Below are 19,664 nucleotides of genomic sequence, written 5' to 3' on the forward strand. Positions count from 1 at the left end.
CCGGATACGGTCTCACGCATGAAAGTGCAACAGAGAGTAACCGATCAAAGCCCTTTAAGCATCTTGATAATGCCAGAAAAATCCAGATCACCACGGCCCGATGCAGAAAAAATTTGGTAAAGCGCCGCGGCCTGGGCCCCCAACGGGGTAGAGGCACCAACGGCCGCGGCGGCCTGCTGGGAGAGTTTCAGGTCCTTGAGCATCATGTCGGCAGTAAATCCCGCCTGATAGTCTCGGTTGGCGGGGGAGGTCGGCACCGGACCGGGCACCGGGCAGTAGCTGGTCAGCGACCAGCACTGACCCGAAGATTTCGAACTGATATCGAAGAGTTTCTGGCGCTCCAGCCCGAGCTTGTCCGCGAGCGCGAACGCCTCGCCCACGGCGATCATGGAGATGCCCAGGATCATGTTGTTGCAGATCTTGGCCGCCTGCCCCGTGCCGGGGCCACCGGCGTGGACGATGGTCTTGCCCATCGCCTCCAGAATCGGCCGCGCCCGGTCGAAGGCGGTGCCCGGCCCGCCGACCATGAAGGTCAGGGTGCCGGCCGCGGCTCCGCCCGTCCCGCCGGAGACGGGCGCGTCCACCATGTCGTGGCCGGCCTGCGCGGCGACATCGGCGACGGCGCGGGCCGTCTCCACGTCGATGGTGGAACTGTCGATCAGCAGGGTTCCCGGACGGGTCCGGGCGATCACTCCCGCCTCGCCCAGATAGACCCCACGGACATGCGGCCCCGCCGGCAGCATCGTCACCACCGCCTCGGCCGCCGCCACGGCGTCCGCCGCCGATGCCGCGCGGGCGATGCCCGCCGCCCCGGCCGCGGCCAGATTGGCCTCGGACACGTCGAAACCCGTCACGGCATGCCCGGCCTTCACCAGGTTCGCCGCCATCGGCAGGCCCATGTTGCCGAGCCCGATGAACGCCACGCTCGCCATCGCCATCCTCCCTCTGTCGCCGTTCCGCGCCAGCCCCCGGTCCGGGCAACCACCCGCGGACGGTCGTTCCGTCGCGTCAGTCGGTGAACACCAGATCCCGCGTTCCGACCGGGGCGAAGTGGCGGTTCACCATCTCCTCCGTCACCTCGGCCAGGGTGGCCGGCTGCCAGCGCGGGCTGCGATCCTTGTCCACCAGCACGGCACGGATGCCTTCGTAGAAATCGTGCCCGGCCATGAAAGCCTGGGTCATGCGGTATTCGAGCTGCATGCAGGCGTCGAAATCGAGCCCTTCGCCGACTCGCATCTGCTTCAGCGTGACCTTCAGGCTGGTCGGCGACAGGCCGGCCATGGTGCGGGCGGTCTCCTGGGACCAGCCGGTGCCGTACTGCTCCAGTGCGGCCACGATCTCCTCGACCGTGGAGAAGGCGAAGCTGTGGTCGATCTCGTGCCGGAAGGGCTCGATCAGCGCCTCCCCCGCCGGCGCGCCGGCATGCCGGTCGAGCACCGCCGACACCGTCTCCGCCGCCGGCCCCCCGCGCTGGAGGCCGGCCGCGAGATCGTCCACCAGCGTATCGAGGCGGTCACCGGGGACATGGTGGGTGGCGATGCCGGTGTGCAGCAGGTCCACCGCCTTCAGCCGGGCACCGGTCAGGGCCAGATAGGTGCCGATGCGGCCGGGCAGCCGGGGCAGGAAATAGGTGCCGCCGACATCCGGGAACAGGCCGATGCCCGTCTCCGGCATGGCGAACAGGGTCTTCTCCGTCACCACCCGGTGCGAGCCGTGGACCGAGAGACCGACACCGCCGCCCATCGTGATGCCGTCGAGCAGCGCCACGAAGGGCTTGGGAAAACGCTTGATCCGGTGGTTGAGGATGTACTCCTCGCGGAAGAAATCGCGCGTCAGCGCGCCGTCGCTCTCCCCCTTCTTCCAGGCCAGACCGTCGTCATGGACGGCGCGGACATCCCCGCCGGCGCAGAAGGCACGGTCGCCGGCACCGCGGATCAGCACCGCCGTCACCGCCGGGTCCCGCGCCCACGCCTGAAGCTGCGGGTCGATGACCCGGATCATCCCCAGCGTCAGGGCGTTCAGCGCCTTCGGCCGGTTCAGCGTGACGAGGCCGAGCGGCCCCCTGGTTTCACACAGCACATCCTGGGTCAATGCCGTCCCCATCCCCTGTTCCACCCGCACCGCTGCCCCACACCGGAGCCCCGCGGCCGGACCACCCCCTCGGGAAATCGCCAACGCCCCGCGCTTACGCCCCGGCCAGAAGCCGGCGGGCCACGATCATCCGCATGACCTGATTGGTGCCTTCCAGGATCTGGTGGACACGCAGGTCGCGGACGAACCGCTCCACGGGGTACTCCTTGATATAACCGTAGCCGCCGTGGAGTTGCAGCGCGTCGTTGCAGACCTTGAAACCGATGTCCGTGGCGAAGCGCTTCGCCATGGCGCACCAGGTCGTAGCCTCCGGATCGCCGCGGTCCAGCGCGTCGGCGGCTCGATGCACCATCAGGCGCGCCGCGTCCAGTTCGGTCGCCATGTCGGCCAGCATGAACTGCAACGCCTGGAACTCGGCGATCGGCCTGCCGAACTGCTGGCGGCTGGTCATGTGGTCACGCGCCAGCCCCAGACAGGTGCGGGCGCCCCCCAGCGAACAGGCGGCGATGTTGATGCGGCCGCCGTCCAGCCCCTTCATGGCGAAGCGGAAGCCCTCTCCCTCCTCGCCCAGCCGGTTCTCCACCGGCACGCGGCAGTCCTCGAAGATCACCTGCGCGGTGGGCTGGCTGTTCCAGCCCATCTTGCGCTCCTTCTTGCCGAAGGAGAGACCGGGCGTGCCCTTCTCCACCACCAGCGCGGAGATACCCTTCGGCCCCGGCCCGCCGGTGCGGCACATGACGATGTAGAGGTCGGTCGCGCCGGCGCCGGAGATGAAGGCCTTGGTGCCGTTCAGCACGTAATGGTCGCCCACCCGCTCGGCCCGGGTCCGCAGCGAGGCGGCGTCGGAGCCGCTGCCCGGCTCCGTCAGGCAGTAACTGCCCAGCCGGTCCATGGCGAACATGGACGGCAGCCAGCGCGCCCGCTGCGCGGGGGAGCCGAAGCTGTCGATCATCCACGACACCATGTTGTGGATGGTCAGATAGGCGGCGGTGGAGGGACAGGCGGCGGACAGTTCCTCGAACAGGATGGCGGCATCCAGCCGGGTCAGGCCGGTGCCGCCATGCTCCTCCCGGCAGTAGAGGCCGGCGAAGCCCAGGGCGGCCGCCTTGCGCAGCACGTCCACGGGGAAGATGCCCTGCTCGTCCCACGCCGCGGCGTGCGGGGCGAGATGCTCGCGGGCGAAGCCGCGGGCGAGCTCCTGGAAAGCCGTCTGGTCGGGCGAGAGGCGGAAGTCCATGGTCCTGCCGGTCTGCGGGATCGGGACCGCGATGATAGTTTGCCCCCTCCCCCTGTCAATCCAACCCGTCGCCCGGCCAACCCGTCGACCGGCCAACCCGTCGACCGGCCAACCCGTCGACCGGCCAACCCGTCGGGCCGGGCCCCGTGCGGCCGCAGCAGGGGGCGAGGCACCGTCGCCGCGCGTCCGGGCGCCGCGCGTCCGGGCGACCGACTCCGCCCGACGGAACCCGGACCGGTGCCGGCCCGTTCTCTCACCGGACCGCCCGCCGGAGGGGCGGTCCGCCGCGTCCGGACGCCCCCGTGCGGACACCTTGCCTCGCTCCCCCTCCGCCCGGACAGGGCCAGATGCCATGAAGCTCTGCGTGATCCTCAACAGCAATGCCGGTTCGCTGCTCGGCATGCCCGTCACCGACGCCATCGCCGAGGTGGAGCATGGGTTCCGCGACGCCGGGCACGACGTGGTGTGCGTCGCCTCCGCCGGCGCCGACGTGCCTGACGCCCTGCGGCGGGCCCTCGACCGGCCCGGCGTGGACACCATCGTCGTCGGCGGCGGCGACGGCACCATCGTGACGGCGGCGCACCTGTTGCATGGCACCGGCTGCACCCTGGGCGTGCTGCCGCTGGGCACCATGAACCTGCTGGCGCGCGACCTGGGCCTGCCGCTGGATCTTCCCGGCGCGGTACGGGCCCTGGCGCACGGCCGGCCGGAGCGGATCGACATGGCCGAGGTGAACGGCCATCCCTTCCTGAACAACTCCGTGATCGGCTGGTATCCCCGCATGGTGGCCGAGCGCGAGCATCAGCGCGGTGCCCATCATATCCGCAAATGGCCGGCGATGGCGCTCGCCGCCGCCAAGACCCTGGTGGACAACAGGCGCCTGTCGGTCGAGGTGGACCTCGGCACCGGGCCGCAGCGCATCCAGACGCCGATCCTGGCCGTCGCCAACAATGTCTATGACGGGGGCTTCGGCCCGATCCTGCGCCGCTCCACGCTGACGGCGGGCAAGCTGGGCGTCTACATCGCGCACTACCGCAGCCGCTTCGGCCTGCTGGCCCTGGCGACGGGGTTCGCCGTCGGGCGCTGGCAGGAGCTGCCGGGGATCGACACGCACGAGGTCCACAGCCTGACCGTCCACACCCGCCGGCGCCGACGGATCAAGGTCGCCAACGACGGCGAGGTGCTGGAGCTTGAAACCCCGCTGCGCTACCGCATTCTGCCGGAGGCCCTGACCGTCCTGCGTCCGGCGTCGGAGGAGCCGGCCAGCCTCCGCCAGACGGCCTGAGGCGCCGGCATGCGCCGGATCGCCCACATCTCCGACCTGCATTTCGGGCGCATCGATCCGGCGGTGGTGGCCGCGCTCCGGGACGATCTGGCGGCGCAGGCGCCGGACCTGATCGTCGTCAGCGGCGACCTGACCCAGCGGGCCCGGCCGTCGCAGTTCCGCGCGGCCCGCGCCTTCCTGGCCGATCTGCCCGCCCCGCACATGGTGGTGCCGGGCAACCACGACCTGCCCGCCTTCAACCTGCTGGCCCGGCTGGTCGATCCGCTGCGCAACTACCGCCGCTTCATCGCCGAGGACCTGGACCCGTTCCTGGACCTGGGCGACCTCGCGGTGCTGGGGCTGAACACCAGCCGGTCGCTGATCCTGGACTTCGCCGAGGGCCGGGTGAACCAGCGCCAGATGGACCGCATCCTGGGCTGCCTGCGGGAGCTGGGGCCGGAGGTTTTCAAGGTCGTCTTCACCCACCACCCGTTCCTGCCGCCGCCCGACCATCCCGGCCGGCGGCTGGTCGGGCGGGCGACCCGCGCCCTGCGGGCGCTGGAGGCGGCGGGCGTGGATCTGCTGCTGGCCGGGCACCTGCACCGTGCCTACAGCGGCGACGTGATGAGCCACCATGCCCATGTCGCGCGCTCCATCCTGGTGGCGCAGGCCTCCACCGCCACCTCCACCCGTCTGCGCAACGAACCGAACGCCTGGAACCTGATCGAGATCGCGCCGCCGTCGCTGGTGCTGCGCCTGCGGAGCTGGGAGGGCGAACGCTTCATGCCGGGGCTGGTGACCGCCTGGGAGAAGCACGGGACGCGCTGGGAGAAGCGCGGCGAGGATACCGGGCTGGCCGAGCTGGACCGCCGTCTGGCCGCACGACGGTGACGGGTTGTCGCGGCGCGACGCCTACGGGCTTTGCCGGCGCAACGGATGAGCATAGGATCGCGCCGGTTTCTCTCTCCCCCTACAGGCGTCGAGCCATGCCTCACGATCCCGCCCATCACGACGATCACCACTCTCACCCGCACGAGCCCGCGCCGCCCCCCGTCGGCGCCTATCCGCGCATCCGGCTGCGCCGCAACCGCGCCGACGCCTGGACCCGCCGCATGGTCTCGGAGAACCGGGTGACGGTGGACGACCTGATCTGGCCGGTCTTCATCCTGCCCGGCGAGAACCGGCGTGAGCCGGTGCCTTCCATGCCCGGCGTGGAGCGGCTGTCCATCGACCTGCTGGTGCCCGCGGTGGCCGAGGCGGCCGAGCTGGGCATCCCCTGCGTCGCCCTGTTCCCGGCCAACCCGCCCGATGTCAAGGACCCGATGGGCCGGGAATCGGCCAACCCCGACAACCTGATGTGCCGGGCGATGCGCGCCCTGAAGCGGCAGGTGCCGGACATCGGCCTGTTCGGCGACGTGGCGCTCGACCCCTACACCAGCCACGGCCATGACGGCATCCTGCGCGACGGCCGGATCGTCAACGACGAGACGGTCGAGGTCCTGGTCCGTCAGGCCCTGGTCCAGGCCGATGCCGGCTGCGACATCGTCGGCCCCAGCGACATGATGGACGGCCGTATCGGCGCCATCCGCGAGGCGCTGGACGCGCACGGCCACCAGGGGGTGCGGATCTGCGCCTATTCAGCCAAGTACGCCTCGGCCTTCTACGGTCCGTTCCGCGACGCCGTGAACACCGGCGCGCTGCTGACCGGGGACAAGAAGACCTATCAGATGGACCCGGCCAATTCCGACGAAGCCCTGCGGGAGGTTCAGCTCGACCTCCAGGAGGGGGCGGACATGGTCATGGTGAAGCCGGGCCTGCCCTATCTCGACATCATCCGGCGGGTGAAGGACACCTTCCGGGTTCCGACGCTGGCCTACAATGTCAGCGGCGAGTACGCGATGCTGAAGGCCGCCGCCGCCAACGGCTGGCTGAACTACGACAAGGCGATGCTGGAGATGCTGCTGGCCTTCAAGCGGTCCGGCGCCGATGCGGTGCTGACCTACGCCGCCATCGAAGCCGCGAAGCTCCTGCGCCAGCAGGGCTGACACCGGACACCCGGTGACGGAGACCAGGGCCCCGCCGGCACCGGCAGGGCCCTTCTCTTTTGCGGAAGCCGCCCGCGGACACCACCTTCCGGACAGGCGACCACCCACCCATCCGTATGCAGCGCGCCGCTGCCAGCGGGGGATTACCCGCCTGTCCGGCCCCCGACTTCCCCCTCGGGCCGCAGCCGTACCGGCGACGGGTCGGCTCGCACACAGAGACGATGCCCCCGTCGGAAGACCTCCGGCCCTCGGGCCGGCAGATCGTCGCCCGCCCCAGGGCGTCTCCCCACAGATCCGCTCAGCATCAGTTTTCAACTGCCCGCGGCCGGATACCTGGACAGCGGCGACGATGACCTGCGCGGCACAGGCCGGCGATACCAACGCGCGACACAAGAACCAGCCCGTCCCGCCAGAATTCAATAATTAAACAAATTATTACAACGACCACAAGCAAAAAACGCCAGACGCGACCTCACATTTAACAAGCTGTTAGCAAATAGGGATTTTTCAAATCAATCGAACAAGGATCTCCGACACACGACCTCCGTATACATTTCATCTCTCGGGCAAATCTCTACATTCAATTCCGACAGAGCGAGTTTCCATTATTGGGAAATCTCGCAGAACGCGACCCATAATCGGAATCGAAGGCGGCCGCCGTTCCTCGGAACGACCGGGCACGGAGCCGTGCCGCCGGAAGGAGAGATGATGAGTGCAGGACGTGGCCTCGCGGCCATCCTGGGGGCGGCGCTTTGCCTGATCGCCGCCCCCCCCGCCAAGGCCGGCGTGCCGGAGGGCAGCCGGATCGCCACGCCGCTGGCCGAAGGGTTGCTGAGCTGGGTCGAGCAGCGTCTCGGTGCGGACGACGTGCAGCTTCCGATCATCGTCGCCAGCCGGACGGCGCTGGAGGAGACGAACAGGATCGTGCAGCACGCGCGCCAGGGGGAGCGGATCAAGGCGCTCTATTTCCCGGGCCTGATCGTGCTGGACAACGAGACCTGGAGCGAGGCCGACGTGGTGGAGGTCAGCTATCTTCTGCACGAACTGGTCCACCATGTGCAGGCCCGCCAGGGCTACGTCCCGGCCTGCCCCGCGGCCTATGAGCGGGACACCTACAATCTTCAGAACGAGTGGCTGAAGGAACAGGGGCGCGCCCCGCTCTACACCGCCGACTGGATCGCGGAGAAGTCGCGCTGCGACTGACCCGGCCTCAGCCGGCGTGCCGGGCGAAGAACGCCGTCAGGCAGCGGTCGTGCCAGACCCCGCCGGGAGCGTGGAACCCGACATGCCCGCCCCCGGCCGGCAGCAGCGGGTGCAGGGACGGGTTCCGCTCCCACGCGACGGCGCGGTAGCAGTCCCCCGGTATCCAGGGATCGTCCAGGGCGTGGATGACCAGGGTCGGCACCCGGATCGCCTCCAGGAAACCGGCGGCGGAGTTGACCCGGTAATACTCCTCCGCCCCGCTCCAGCCGTTCCAGGGCGCGACGAACAGGTCGTCGAAGTCCCAGACGGACCGGCTGCGCCGGATGGCATCGATCCAGCGCGGCTCCAGCCCCGGACCGGGGGCCAGCGACTCCTCCTTCATCCGGGCCAGCAGCCAGCGATGGTAGAGGCGGTTGCGCGGCTCCAGGAAGGCGAGGCTGCTGCGGTGCAGGTCGATGGGGGCAGAGATGCTGGCGGCGGCCCGCACCGGCACCGGGAGGTCGCCTTCCCCCAGGAGCTTCAGCAGCGCGTTGCCGCCCAGCGAATAACCGGCCATCACGACGCCGTTCGCGCTCAACTCCGGCGGAAGCTGCGCCAGCACCTCGCGGATGTCCTGTGTCCGGCCGGCATGGTAGCGCAGGCGGCAGAGGTCCCGGCTGGGGCCGGCCCCACGCAGGTTCAGGCGCAGCACCGGACAGCCCGCGGCCAGCAGCGCCATGGCCGTCGCCTGCATGTAGCTGCCCGTCTCGCAGCCTGTCAGCCCGTGGATCAGCACGGCCAGGGGCCGCCCGGCCACCGGCCGGCCGGGACGGTTCAGCAGCCCCAGCAGCACGTCGCCGCTGCCGTCCGCCATGGGGAAACGCAGCCGCTCCCCCGCCGCCAGCCGGAACCGGGGGCGGCGCAGGGTGTTGCGCACGGTCTGGAGATGCGCGCCCCGCCAGGGCCAGCGCTCCCGGAAGGGCGGCAGGTCGATCGTCCCGGACAACTCCGGCATCGTCTCCGACATCACCGCGCCGCCCGTCAGTCCGCCGCCAGGAAGTCGCGCACGAGGCGGATCTGCGCCGGGTCCATCAGGGCCGGCGCATGGCCGGCGTCCGGTATCTCCGCCAGCCGGGTCGGCGGTCCCTCCACCAGCATGCGCTGTGCCGTCTCCGGCAGCAGCAGGTCGGATTCGGCCCCGCGGATCACCAGCACCGGGCAGCGGATCGCCTTCCACACGGGCCAGAGATCCACATCCGCGACCGGCTGCCCCTGGAAGGCGCGGGCGATGCCGGTGTCGTAGGCCAGGGTCAGCCGCCCGTCTGGAAGTGTCTGCGCCCCCTGTTCGGCCAGATGCCGCCACTGGGCGTCGGAAAGCGCGCCGAAGCCGGCATAGGTCGTGCGCAACCACGCCTCCACCGCCGCGAGGTCGTGGAAGGTCTGCGCGCTGCCGACATAGGCGGCGATCCGCTCCAGCGCCGCCTTCGGCACGAAGGGACCGACATCGTTCACCACCAGCCGGCGGATCGGGCTGTTCGGCTGGGCCGCCAACAGCATGCCGATCAGCCCGCCCATGGAGGTGCCGACCCAGTCCACCTGCGCCACGTCCAGCCGCGCGATCAGGGCGGCCATGTCGGACAGGTACTGCGGATAGCCGTAGAGGTCGGGATTGCCGAGCCGGTCGCTGCGGCCCCGTCCGACCACGTCCGGGCAGACCACCCGGGCCGGCAGCGCCGCGGCGAGGTCCTGCGCCAGCGGGTCGAAGTCGCGGCCGTTGCGCGTCAGCCCGTGGACGCAGACGACGGCACGGGGACCCGCGCCCCATTCGGTGTAGGCCACGCTGTGGAAGCCGGTGGCGGACAGGCCGAGGAAGGAACGCTGCTGCATCGGGGGGATCGCCGCTGTCGGAGCCTCAGCGTCGATTACCACGGGCGCCACCGGACCGGAACCGCTCATGCAGCGGCGCGCTGATGATGATCGGGCACCCGCATCGCCGCGGTGGGCAGAAAGGCGGGGTCATCCACCCGGACGGCGCGGCCGGGGAAGAAACCGTTGAACCAGGTGCGGGTGGCGGTCGTGTAGGCGCCGCACTGGCCGATCTCGATCCAGTCGCCCTCCCGGATGTCCGCCGGCAGCATGTAGGGGCCCGGCATCTGGTCGTAGCAGTCGCAGGTGGGACCGAACAGGCCGAAGGGCACCAGCTCGTCGGAGAAGGCGTGACCGGGCCGGACGGCCCGCATCGGCATGTGGATGCCCGGGAACTTCAGGTCGCAGAGGCTGCCGTAGAGCCCGTCATTGAGGTAGAGGTGGCGGTCGCGGCGCAGCTCCACCCGCACCACCAGCGAGGCGCCGGTCGCCACCAGCCCCCGGCCCGGCTCGCACCAGACGGCGCAGTCCTCCGGCCGCCGCAGCGTCTCCAGCCCGGTGCGGATCGCGGCCATGTAGTCCGCCAGCGGCGGCGGTTCATGTCCGACATAGGGGGTGGGGAAGCCGCCGCCGACGTCGATCACCGCCAGCTCGGCACCGGCAAGGTCCTGGCAGGCCGCGGCCAGCCGCAGCGCCGCCGTATAGCTGCCCGGGTTCAGGCACTGCGAGCCGACATGGAAGCAGAGACCGGCCCGGAGGCCCCGCGCCGTCGCGGCCCGCAGCAGGTCCGCCCCCTGCTCCACTGTACAGCCGAACTTGCCGCCCAGATCGTAGACGGCGGCGCCGCGCGCCGTGGCAAGGCGGACGACGACGGTCACGTCACGCGCACCGCCCGTCTCCGCCGTCACCTTCTCCAGCTCGTCCCGGTGATCGACGACGAAGGTCCGCACCCCCATCCGCTCATAGGCGTCGCGCACGGCGCCGCGCTGCTTGACCGGATGCATGAAGTAGCAGCCACCGGCGGCGAAGTGGCCCTTCACCAGCTCGATCTCCTGCAAGGACGCCGTGTCGAAGTGGCGGATGCCCCCGGCCCAGAGCGCGTCCAGCACCAGCGGCTCGGGATTGCATTTCACGGCATAGAGGACGTGCCCCGGAAAGGCGCCGACGAACTGCCGGGCGCGGGCCGTCAGCTCGTCCGGGCGGTAGCAGTAGACCGGCTCTTCCGGTTCCAGGGCCGCGACCATGGCGTCGGCATCGGCGAATCTCGGCAGCATGGCGGAACTCCGCGTCTTGGGGGCCCTGCCCGGGCTTCGTCGCGGCATCCGGAGGATGCACGCCCACGATGATGACGCTGCCGCTGCGCGGTCGGAAAGCGGGGGTCGCAAAAAGAAACGCGGCGGCGCCATGGCGCCCCGCTACCCGCAGGATCGAAAGTCAATCGTTCCGTCGGCGAAAAATTCTGACCGGCGACGAAAACGTCGCCCGTCCCTGCGCCGACTCGGCACCTTCGGCGGGGTTTGCCGCCCCGGGGGGCTCTGCTACAACGGCGCGGGTCCCGGAGGCTGCCCGTGACGCACCGACGGGCGAGCAATGAACCAGAAAAACGACCGAGGAAAGGACGCCCCATGTCGCATCCCCTGCTTCAGCCGGTTCTCGATCCCCATGCGCTGGCCCGCTCGCTGTCGGGCCGGCACCTGATCGGGGGCGAGCTGGTGTCGTCGGCCTCCGGCCGGACCTTCGACGTGGTGAACCCGGCGAAGGGGGAGATCGTGGGTCAGGCCGCGTTCGGCGAGGCGGCAGACGTGGAGGCGGCGGTGGCCGCGGCCGTGACGGCGCAGGCCGAGTGGAAGCAGCGCCCGGCGCGCGAGCGCGGCCGGCTGGTCGCCGAGTGCGGCCGGCTGCTGACCGCGCATGTGGAGGAACTGGCGCGGCTGATCACGCTGGAGACCGGCAAGGCCCTGCGGACGGAGAGCCGGGTCGAGGCCGGCGTGCTGTCCGACAGCTTCGTCTTCTACGGTGGACTGGCGCCGGAGCTGAAGGGTGAGACGGTTCCCTTCAATCCCAAGATGCTGACCCTCACCCAGCGCGAGCCGATCGGCGTGGTCGGCGCCATCATCCCGTGGAACGTGCCGCTGCTGCTGATGGCGCTGAAGATCGCCCCGGCGCTGGTGGCGGGCAACGCGGTCGTCGTGAAGTCCGCCGAGGAGGCGCCGTTCACGGTGCTGCGGGTCTGCCAGATCGTGAACCAGGTGCTGCCGCCGGGCCTGTTCAACATGCTCTCCGGCTACGGCCCCGAATGCGGCGCGCCGCTGGTGGCGCATCCGAAGGTCGGCAAGGTGACCTTCACCGGCTCGGTCGAGACGGGCCGCATCGTCTACCGCACGGCGGCGGAGAAGCTGATCCCGGTGACGCTGGAACTGGGCGGCAAGTCGCCCATGATCGTCATGGCCGACGCCGACCTGGACAAGGCGGTGGACGGCGCCGTCATCGGCATGCGCTTCACCCGCCAGGGCCAGAGCTGCACCGCGGCCAGCCGCATCTTCGTCCATGACAGCATCCACGACGCCTTCGTCGCAAAGCTGAAGGCGAAGGTGGATGCCATGGTGATGGGCGACCCGCTGGACGAACGCACCGACATCGGCGCCATCGTCTCCCCCGGGCAGTTCGAGAAGGTGACGGACTATATCCGCATCGGCAGGGAGACACCCGGCGCCACGGCGCACACCTGTTCCCGCCGGCCGGAGGATCCGGCGCTGGCCAAGGGCCTGTTCGTGGAACCCGTGATCTTCACCGGCCTGACCAACGACAGCCGGCTGGCGCGCGAGGAGATCTTCGGGCCGGTCACCTGCGTGATCCGCTTCAGCGACTACGAGGACGTCATCCGGCAGGCCAACGACACCGAATACGGCCTCGCCGCCACGATCTGGACCCGCGACCTGAAGACGGCGCTGGACGCCACGCAGCGGCTGGAGGCCGGGCTGGTCCAGGTCAACCAGAACCTCGTCGTGCAGCCGAACATCTCCTACGGCGGGGTGAAGACCTCCGGCCTGGGCAAGGAGGCGAGCCTGGAGGCGATGCTGGAGCACTTCACCCACAAGAAGACGATCATCCTGAACATGGCCTGACGGACACGACGGCGACGGACGGAGGGGCGGCATGGGACTGCTGAGGCGCACCGGCCGGCTCCTCCTGGTCCTGCCGCTGATCGTGCTGTCCGTCGCGGGTGGTGCGCTCGCTCTCCTGTTCGGCGCCCTCTCCCTCTGGCAGTCCGGCCGCGACGGGGAGGTCGCGCTGCCCGGCCTGTCCGCGCCGGTGGAGGTGGTCCATGACGCGCATGGCGTGCCGCACCTGTTCGCCGCGACGGAGACGGACGCCTACCGCGTGCTGGGCTGGCTGCACGCCCGCGACCGGCTGGCGCAGATGGAGGCGCAGCGCCGCATCGGCGCCGGCCGGACGGCGGAGATCGTCGGCGCCCTTTCCCTGCCGCTCGACCGCTTCATGCGGACCCTGGGCCTGCATTCCCAGGCGGAGCGGGCCTATGAGACGCTGCCGCCACCGGTGCGGGCTGCGGTGGATGCCTATACCGCGGGGGTCAACGCCTGGCTGGAGCGGCCGACGGGGCCGCTGCCCGTGGAATTCTGGCTGCTCTGGCACCGGCCGGAGCCCTGGCGGCCGGCGGACACGCTGGTCTACGGCAAGCTGATGTCGCTGCTGGGCGGGTCCTGGCGCAACGACCTGCGCCGGGCGGCCCTGCTGGAAAAGCTGGGACCGGAGCGGCTGGCCGACCTGTTCCCCGACGACCCGCCGGACGCGCCGGCAACGCTGGCGGCAGCCGACGGCGTGGACTGGGTCCGCCTCGCCGCGGCCCTTTCCGGCCTGCTGCCCGCGGAAGCGGCGGCGAGCAACTGGTGGGCGCTGGCCGGATCGCGCACGGCCAGCGGCCGGCCGATCCTGGTGAACGATCCGCACCTGAACATCCAGGTGCCCAGCCAGTGGTATCTGGCCCGCATCGTCACGCCCGACCTGACCCTGGCCGGCGCCTTCGCGCCGGGCGTGCCGTTCCTCATCATGGGCCATAACGGGCATGTCGCCTGGGGCTTCACCACACCTTACAGCGACACCGAGGACCTGTTCGTGCTGCCGGCGGACGCGCCGGGCATCGCCGTGCGGACGGAGACGATCGGCGTCCGCTTCGGCCGCACGGTCCAGCACCGGGTGCGCGTGGCGGCGCAGGGCCCGGTGCTGTCCGACGTCAGCGATGCCGCGACGGAAGCCGCGGGGCCGGACCGGATGGTGGCGCTGGCCTCCGCAGCCCTGCGGGCGGCCGATCCGAACGTCGCCGCCACCTGGGCGCTGAACCGGGCGCGCAGCGTGGCGGAGGCGCGGGAGGCGCTGAAGGGCTATGCGGCGCCGCACCAGAACGTCGTCCTGGCCGATACGGGCGGGCATATCGGCTTCGTCTCCGCCGGGCTGATTCCCGTGCGGGAGGGTTTCGGCGGACGCCTTCCCGTCGCGGCGGAGGCGGGCCGTTGGACCGGCTTCGTGCCGTTCGAGTCGTTGCCGCAGGCGGTTGACCCGCCGGACGCACTTCTGGTCAACGCCAACAACCGCGTCGTGCCCGCCGGCCGGCCCGACCCGCTGGGCGGCGACGCGGCCGAGCCCTGGCGGGCCGCGCGCATCCTGGAACTGCTGGAGGGGCGCCGGGTGCACGACATCGCCGGACAGGAAGCCATCCTGGCCGATATCCTGTCGAAGCCGGCGCAGGCGCTGCTGCCCTACCTGACGGCGCTGCCGCCGGAGATGCCGCTGGAGGCGGACGCGCTGGGCCAGTTGCGCGTCTGGAACGGGCGGATGCGGGCCGACCGGCCGGAGCCGCTGATCTTCGAATGGTGGCTGAAGGAAGTCCATGCCGCCCTGCTGCGCGACGAGCTGGGGGACCTCTATGCCGGCGGGCTGGATGCGCGGCTGGTGCTGCACCTGCTGCGCGGCCGGCCCGACTGGTGCGACGACACCGGCACACCCCGGCGGGAGGACTGCGCCGCCATCGTCCGCCGCGCCCTGCGCACGACGCTGGAGACGCTCAAGGAGCGGCACGGGCCCCATCTGGTGGCCTGGGACTGGGGCTGGGAACATCGGGTGGAGACGGGGCACGCGCTGCTGGCCCGCGTGCCGGTGCTGTCCTGGTGGTTCTCACGGACGCGCGCGACGGACGGCGGATTCTATACCGTCAACCGGGCCGGCGGCAGCGGAACGGGGGAGCGCCGTCCCTTCCAGCATGTCCATGGCGCTGTCTTCCGCGGCATCTACGATCTGGCCGACCTCGACCGCTCCCGCTTCGTGGTGCTGGGCGGCCCCTCCGGCGACCCGTTGTCGCCCCTGTTCGACACGCTGACGCCCGTCTGGGCAGCGGGCCGGCATGTCATGCTCACGGGCGACGCCGCGGCCCTGGCACCGACCGCCCGGGGCCGCGAACTGTTCCGGCCCTAGCCGCCCAGCCGGTCGTAGCGGCCGCGGAAATAGAGCAGCGGCCGCCCCTCGGTCCGGTGTGCCAGCTTCACGACGCGGCCCACCATGATGACATGGTCGCCGCCGTCGTGGCGGGCGTGGGTGACGCATTCCATGGCCGCCAGCCCGCCGGTCAGGACGGGGCTGCCGGTCTGCCATGTCTCGAAGTCGGCGGCACTCCAGCGCTCGGGCATCGGCAGGCGGGCGAAGCCGTCGGAAAGGTGCTTCTCGTGCTCCGCGAGCATGGTGAGGGCGAAGCTGTCCGACCGTTCGAAAGCGCCCAGGCTCTCGGCACTGCGGTTGAGGCAGAACAGGACCAACGGCGGGTCGAGCGAGACGGAGGTGAAGGAATTGACCGTGACGCCGATCAGCGTGCCGTCGATGTCCCGCGTGGTGGCAACGCACACCCCCGTGGCGAAACAGCCCAGGGCATCGCGGAAGGAACGGGCATCGAAACTCATCGACGGACTCCCGGTAAGGGCTGCCCTGGGGAACTAGCCGACCGGCCGGGCATGCGCAAGGGCATCGGCGGACGGATTAACCTCTTTTGCACCGAGAAGCCGGATTGTAGACTTCCGGTCGAGGCAGAAAGCGGGGCCTTCGGTGGCGGGCGGCGGCGGCGGGCAGAATCTGGCCCCGATCATCATCAAGAAGATCAAGAAGGGCGGCGAAGGGCACCATGGCGGCGCCTGGAAGGTGGCCTATGCCGACTTCGTGACGGCGATGATGGCGTTCTTCCTGCTGCTCTGGCTGCTGAACGTCACCACGTCGGAGCAGAAGCAGGGCATCGCCGACTATTTCAGCCCGGCCAGCCCGTCCAAGCAGGAGAGCGGCGCCGGCGGCGTCCTGGGCGGCCAGACCATCACCGTGCCGGGCGCCAAGATCAACCAGAGTTCCCCTCCCCAGCTCACCGTGCCGGTGCCGAGCATGCCGGCCTCGGCCAATTCGGAAGACCAGGTCGAGGATTTCGACTCCAGCGCCAAGGGGCGCCCCGACGGCACCCAGGACAAGGTCGGCCAGGGCGAGGCGGGCGACAGCGGCGGGCCCGGCGACAGCCGGCTGGACGCGCTGGAGAAGGCCGGCGAGATCCGTCAGGCCGACAAGAACCGCGACGGCAAGATCGACGAGAAGGAGCTGAAGGAGGCGCTGGCGAAGCTGGAGCAGGAGCAGTTCCAGCGCACGGCGCAGGAGCTGCGCCAGGCGATCCAGCAGGTCCCCGAACTGCGCGAGCTGTCGCAGAATCTGGTGATCGACAACACGCCCGAGGGGCTGCGCATCCAGCTCGTGGACCAGGAGGGCTATTCCATGTTCCCGTCGGGCAGCGCCAGCATGCTGCCGCAGACGGCCCAGCTCATGGCCCTGGTGGCGCAGGCGGTGGGCAAGCTGCCCAACCACCTCTCGGTCAGCGGCCATACCGACAGCACCCCCTTCGCCGCCGGCAGCAGCCGGAGCAACTGGGACCTCTCCACCGAACGCGCCAACGCCAGCGTGCGCGCCCTGCTGGCCGCCGGCGTGCCGGAGGACCGCATCGAGCAGGTTACCGGCCGGGCCGACCGCGATCACCTGTTCCCTGAGGACCCGCGCTCCCCGCGCAACCGCCGGGTCAGCATCGTTCTGCTACGGGAACAGGAACTGGCCGGCGGCGCGGCCCCCGCCGGTGCGGCGCCGGCACAACCCGCGGCGCGCCCGCCCGGCCGCTGACCGGCGGTGGCGAAGCACCGCCCGGATTCCCCGATCGGAAGGCACTGGCAAGCGCCGGCATATCTGATAGAGTTTTTGCGTCTGCTAACGGACCCGGCGGGACCGACCTCAAGCCCGGGCCACGGACAGGGAATTCAGCACGGGGTGGGACGTGAGCGGTTCTGGGGATGGCGTCGCGCGGATGCTCGCATCCTATGACGCGAATGGTTTCTATGACGAGTTGTTCGGCGGACCGGGGACGCCGGCGCTCCACACCGACCCGATCCGCAGCCGGCTGGGCGATCTGGACTTCTCCGACCTGAAGCGGCGCGCCCGCGACGCGGAGCGCGAGCTTTACAATCTGGGCATCACCTTCCTGGTCTACAGCGAGGCCCAGGCGATCGACCGCATCCTGCCCTTCGACGTCATTCCCCGGGTCATTTCGGCTGCGGAATGGACCCGGCTGGAAGCCGGGGTGCAGCAGCGCGTGAAGGCGCTGAACCTGTTCCTGCACGACATCTACCACGACCAGAAGATCCTGAAGGACGGGATCGTCCCGGCCGATCTGGTTCTGGGCAACCACAATTTCCGGCCGCAGATGATCGGGCTGGACGTGCCGTTCGGCACCTACATCCACATCATGGGCGTGGATCTGGTGCGCGACGATGCGGGCACCTTCCGGGTGCTGGAGGACAACGGCCGGGTGCCGTCGGGCGTGTCCTACGTGGTCGAGAACCGGCACATGATGATGCGGGCCTTCCCCGACCTGATGTCCGACATCGGCATCCGGCCGGTGGACAATTACGGCGTCAAGCTGCTGGAGGCGATGTGCGAGATCGCCCCGGCCGACGCCACCGACCCGCATGTGGCCCTGCTCTCCCCCGGCCCGTACAACTCCGCCTATTTCGAGCACATCTTCCTGGCGCGGGAGATGGGCGTGCCGCTGGTGGAGGGGCGCGACCTGGTAGTGCAGAACGACCGGGTCTACATGCGGACCACCAACGGGCTGGAGCGGGTGGATGCGCTCTACCGCCGGGTCGGGGACGACTTTCTGGACCCGCTTGCCTTCAACCCCGACAGTTGCCTGGGCGTGCCCGGCATCTTCGATGCCTATCGCAAGGGCAACGTGGCGCTGGCGAACGCCATCGGCACCGGCGTGGCCGACGACAAGGCCGTCTATGCCTATGTGCCGCGGATGATCCGCTATTACCTGGGGGAGGAAGCGATCATCCCCAACGTGGAGACGCACATCTGCCGCGAGCCCGAGGCGCTGAAATACACGCTCGACAACCTGGACCGGCTGGTGGTGAAGCCGGTCGGCGAGGCCGGCGGCTACGGCATCACCATCGGCCCCATGGCCAGCGCGGCGGAGCTTGAGGATTGCCGGGCCAAGCTGCTGGCCGATCCCGCCAACTATATCAGCCAGCCGATGGTGGCCCTGTCCGTCTGCCCGACCCTGGTGGACGGCGGCATCGAGCCGCGGCATGTGGACCTGCGCCCCTTCGCCATCACCGCCCGCGACACCTGGGTGCTGCCGGGCGGCCTGTCGCGCGTGGCGCTGAAGAAGGGGACGCTGATCGTGAATTCCAGCCAGGGCGGCGGCTCCAAGGACACCTGGGTGCTGGAGAGCGACGGCCCGGCCGTCGCCGCCATGGCCGACGACCCTGTGGAGGTCCCGGCGCCGGTCCGGTCCCAGAGCCAGACGCAGGAACGGGTCCTGACGCAGGTCCAGATGACGGGGGAGACCGGCGCATGACCAGCCTGCTGGCCCGCTACGCGGAATGCATCTTCTGGATGGCCCGCTACATGGAGCGGGCGGAGAACCTTGCCCGCATCCTGGACGTGCACGAGACCTTCGCGCGCGACAGTCATGGCGCCAAGTCCTGGCTGCCGATCGTGCAGTTGAACGCCGACCAGGACCGCTTCTTCGCCCGGCACGGCTCGGCCGGGGCGGACAATGTGATCCATTTCTATGTGCTGGACCAGCAGAACCCCACCTCCATCATCTCGGCGGTGCGGATGGCGCGGGAAAATGCGCGGCAGCTCCGGCCGCTCATCAGCACGGAGATGTGGACCCAGCTCAACGTCTTCTACAACACCCTGCTGGAGCTTCCGCCCGCGGAGCTGACCCGGCCGAACCTGCCGCGGCTGTGCCGGATGATGAAGGAGGCGTGCCAGACCCACACGGGCATCACCGAGGGCACCTTCTTCCGCGACCAGGGCTGGTACTTCTACCAGTTGGGCAAGTACCTGGAACGGGCCGACCAGACCACCCGCCTGCTGGACATGAAATACCATACCCTGCTGCCGCGGATGGCGGACATCGGCTCCCCCATCGACATCAGCCAGTGGAGCGCGCTGCTGCGCTCCGCGTCCGCCTACCATGCCTTCCGCCGCGTCTATCCCCGTGGCATGACACCCGCTGCGGTAGCCGGATTTCTGCTGTTCAACGACGCATTTCCGCGGTCTGTGGTTGTCTGCACCAACCAGATTGACCAGTTGTTGTCACGGCTGACGTCGAAATACCGGCTCCGGCGTGGTAATCTCGCCATGGAACGCGTGGACGAGATCCAGGCCGCCCTGGAGACGCACACGATCGAACGGGTCATCGCGCACGGGCTGCATGAATATCTGGACTGGCTGCAACTTCGCCTTTCCGACGTCTCCCTGGAGATCGGACGGGCCTTTTTCGGGATGGAGCAGCCGGCAGCCGCCTGACAAGCATTCCCTCTGCCATCACCGTCGGGCCGCGGATAACGGGTCCATGGCCCCCGCCCCCGGAGTGGCGCCTGGT

At 70.0% G+C, this 19,664-nt stretch carries 16 protein-coding genes; 9 read left to right on the forward strand and 7 right to left on the reverse strand.

The window, feature by feature from the left end:
* Positions 1 to 44 precede the first annotated feature (44 nt).
* The 3 genes from mmsB to ACFQPS_RS03415 all read right to left on the reverse strand — a co-directional run bounded on the left by mmsB (position 45) and on the right by ACFQPS_RS03415 (position 3,328).
* The gene (gene mmsB, locus ACFQPS_RS03405; protein WP_377356437.1) at positions 45 to 932 is read right to left on the reverse strand and encodes a 3-hydroxyisobutyrate dehydrogenase; all 888 of its coding nucleotides are present in this window, start codon (positions 930 to 932) and stop codon (positions 45 to 47) included.
* A 76-nt stretch (positions 933 to 1,008) separates the two neighbouring features.
* Positions 1,009 to 2,103: an enoyl-CoA hydratase/isomerase family protein gene (locus ACFQPS_RS03410; protein ID WP_377356439.1), complete on the reverse strand. Its 1,095-nt coding sequence runs from the start codon at positions 2,101 to 2,103 to the stop codon at positions 1,009 to 1,011.
* 82 nt (positions 2,104 to 2,185) lie between these two features.
* Positions 2,186 to 3,328 (reverse strand): isobutyryl-CoA dehydrogenase, encoded by a 1,143-nt coding sequence (locus ACFQPS_RS03415; protein ID WP_377356441.1) that lies wholly within the window; start codon positions 3,326 to 3,328, stop codon positions 2,186 to 2,188.
* 352 nt (positions 3,329 to 3,680) lie between these two features.
* On the opposite strand from ACFQPS_RS03415, the gene ACFQPS_RS03420 reads away from it, so the two are divergent.
* From ACFQPS_RS03420 to ACFQPS_RS03435, 4 genes are all read left to right on the forward strand, one after another.
* Complete coding sequence (locus tag ACFQPS_RS03420; RefSeq protein ID WP_377356443.1) at positions 3,681 to 4,613, forward strand: diacylglycerol/lipid kinase family protein; 933 nt, start codon at positions 3,681 to 3,683, stop codon at positions 4,611 to 4,613.
* Between the two features lie 9 nt (positions 4,614 to 4,622).
* On the forward strand, positions 4,623 to 5,483 hold the full coding sequence (locus tag ACFQPS_RS03425) for a metallophosphoesterase family protein (protein ID WP_377356444.1): 861 nt from the start codon (positions 4,623 to 4,625) through the stop codon (positions 5,481 to 5,483).
* 95 nt (positions 5,484 to 5,578) lie between these two features.
* Positions 5,579 to 6,637: a porphobilinogen synthase gene (gene hemB, locus ACFQPS_RS03430; protein WP_377356446.1), complete on the forward strand. Its 1,059-nt coding sequence runs from the start codon at positions 5,579 to 5,581 to the stop codon at positions 6,635 to 6,637.
* Between the two features lie 708 nt (positions 6,638 to 7,345).
* Positions 7,346 to 7,840, forward strand: a complete 495-nt coding sequence (locus ACFQPS_RS03435; RefSeq protein WP_377356447.1) for a DUF6647 family protein — start codon at positions 7,346 to 7,348, stop codon at positions 7,838 to 7,840.
* A gap of 7 nt (positions 7,841 to 7,847) precedes the next feature.
* Here ACFQPS_RS03435 and ACFQPS_RS03440 read toward each other — a convergent pair whose 3' ends face one another.
* The 3 genes from ACFQPS_RS03440 to ACFQPS_RS03450 form a co-directional block, all read right to left on the reverse strand.
* Positions 7,848 to 8,834: a YheT family hydrolase gene (locus ACFQPS_RS03440; protein ID WP_377356449.1), complete on the reverse strand. Its 987-nt coding sequence runs from the start codon at positions 8,832 to 8,834 to the stop codon at positions 7,848 to 7,850.
* A gap of 26 nt (positions 8,835 to 8,860) precedes the next feature.
* Positions 8,861 to 9,706: an alpha/beta fold hydrolase gene (locus tag ACFQPS_RS03445; RefSeq protein ID WP_377356451.1), complete on the reverse strand. Its 846-nt coding sequence runs from the start codon at positions 9,704 to 9,706 to the stop codon at positions 8,861 to 8,863.
* Between the two features lie 65 nt (positions 9,707 to 9,771).
* Complete coding sequence (locus ACFQPS_RS03450; RefSeq protein WP_377356452.1) at positions 9,772 to 10,959, reverse strand: type III PLP-dependent enzyme; 1,188 nt, start codon at positions 10,957 to 10,959, stop codon at positions 9,772 to 9,774.
* Positions 10,960 to 11,310: 351 nt separating this feature from the next.
* Between ACFQPS_RS03450 and ACFQPS_RS03455 the strand changes: the two genes are divergently transcribed.
* Both ACFQPS_RS03455 and ACFQPS_RS03460 read left to right on the forward strand, forming a co-directional pair.
* The gene (locus ACFQPS_RS03455) at positions 11,311 to 12,810 is read left to right on the forward strand and encodes an aldehyde dehydrogenase family protein (RefSeq protein WP_377356454.1); all 1,500 of its coding nucleotides are present in this window, start codon (positions 11,311 to 11,313) and stop codon (positions 12,808 to 12,810) included.
* Between the two features lie 31 nt (positions 12,811 to 12,841).
* Complete coding sequence (locus tag ACFQPS_RS03460) at positions 12,842 to 15,172, forward strand: penicillin acylase family protein (RefSeq protein WP_377356456.1); 2,331 nt, start codon at positions 12,842 to 12,844, stop codon at positions 15,170 to 15,172.
* On the opposite strand, the gene ACFQPS_RS03465 is transcribed toward ACFQPS_RS03460, so the two are convergent.
* The gene (locus ACFQPS_RS03465; protein ID WP_377356457.1) at positions 15,169 to 15,651 is read right to left on the reverse strand and encodes a flavin reductase family protein; all 483 of its coding nucleotides are present in this window, start codon (positions 15,649 to 15,651) and stop codon (positions 15,169 to 15,171) included. The two genes, ACFQPS_RS03460 and ACFQPS_RS03465, sit on opposite strands and share 4 nt — an antisense overlap.
* A gap of 142 nt (positions 15,652 to 15,793) precedes the next feature.
* Here ACFQPS_RS03465 and ACFQPS_RS03470 point away from each other — a divergent pair, with 142 nt between their 5' ends.
* From ACFQPS_RS03470 to ACFQPS_RS03480, 3 genes are all read left to right on the forward strand, one after another.
* Complete coding sequence (locus tag ACFQPS_RS03470; protein ID WP_377356459.1) at positions 15,794 to 16,891, forward strand: flagellar motor protein MotB; 1,098 nt, start codon at positions 15,794 to 15,796, stop codon at positions 16,889 to 16,891.
* 181 nt (positions 16,892 to 17,072) lie between these two features.
* Entirely contained in the window at positions 17,073 to 18,626 is a 1,554-nt protein-coding gene (locus tag ACFQPS_RS03475; RefSeq protein WP_377356461.1) for a circularly permuted type 2 ATP-grasp protein, read from the forward strand.
* Positions 18,623 to 19,588 carry an alpha-E domain-containing protein gene (locus tag ACFQPS_RS03480; RefSeq protein WP_377356463.1) on the forward strand — a complete coding sequence of 322 codons (966 nt, stop codon included), beginning with the start codon at positions 18,623 to 18,625 and terminating at the stop codon, positions 19,586 to 19,588. The genes ACFQPS_RS03475 and ACFQPS_RS03480 overlap by 4 nt, the downstream gene beginning before the upstream one ends.
* Positions 19,589 to 19,664: the final 76 nt, after the last annotated feature.

The organism is Rhodocista pekingensis, from assembly GCF_042665545.1.
Taxonomy (GTDB): domain Bacteria; phylum Pseudomonadota; class Alphaproteobacteria; order Azospirillales; family Azospirillaceae; genus Rhodocista; species Rhodocista pekingensis.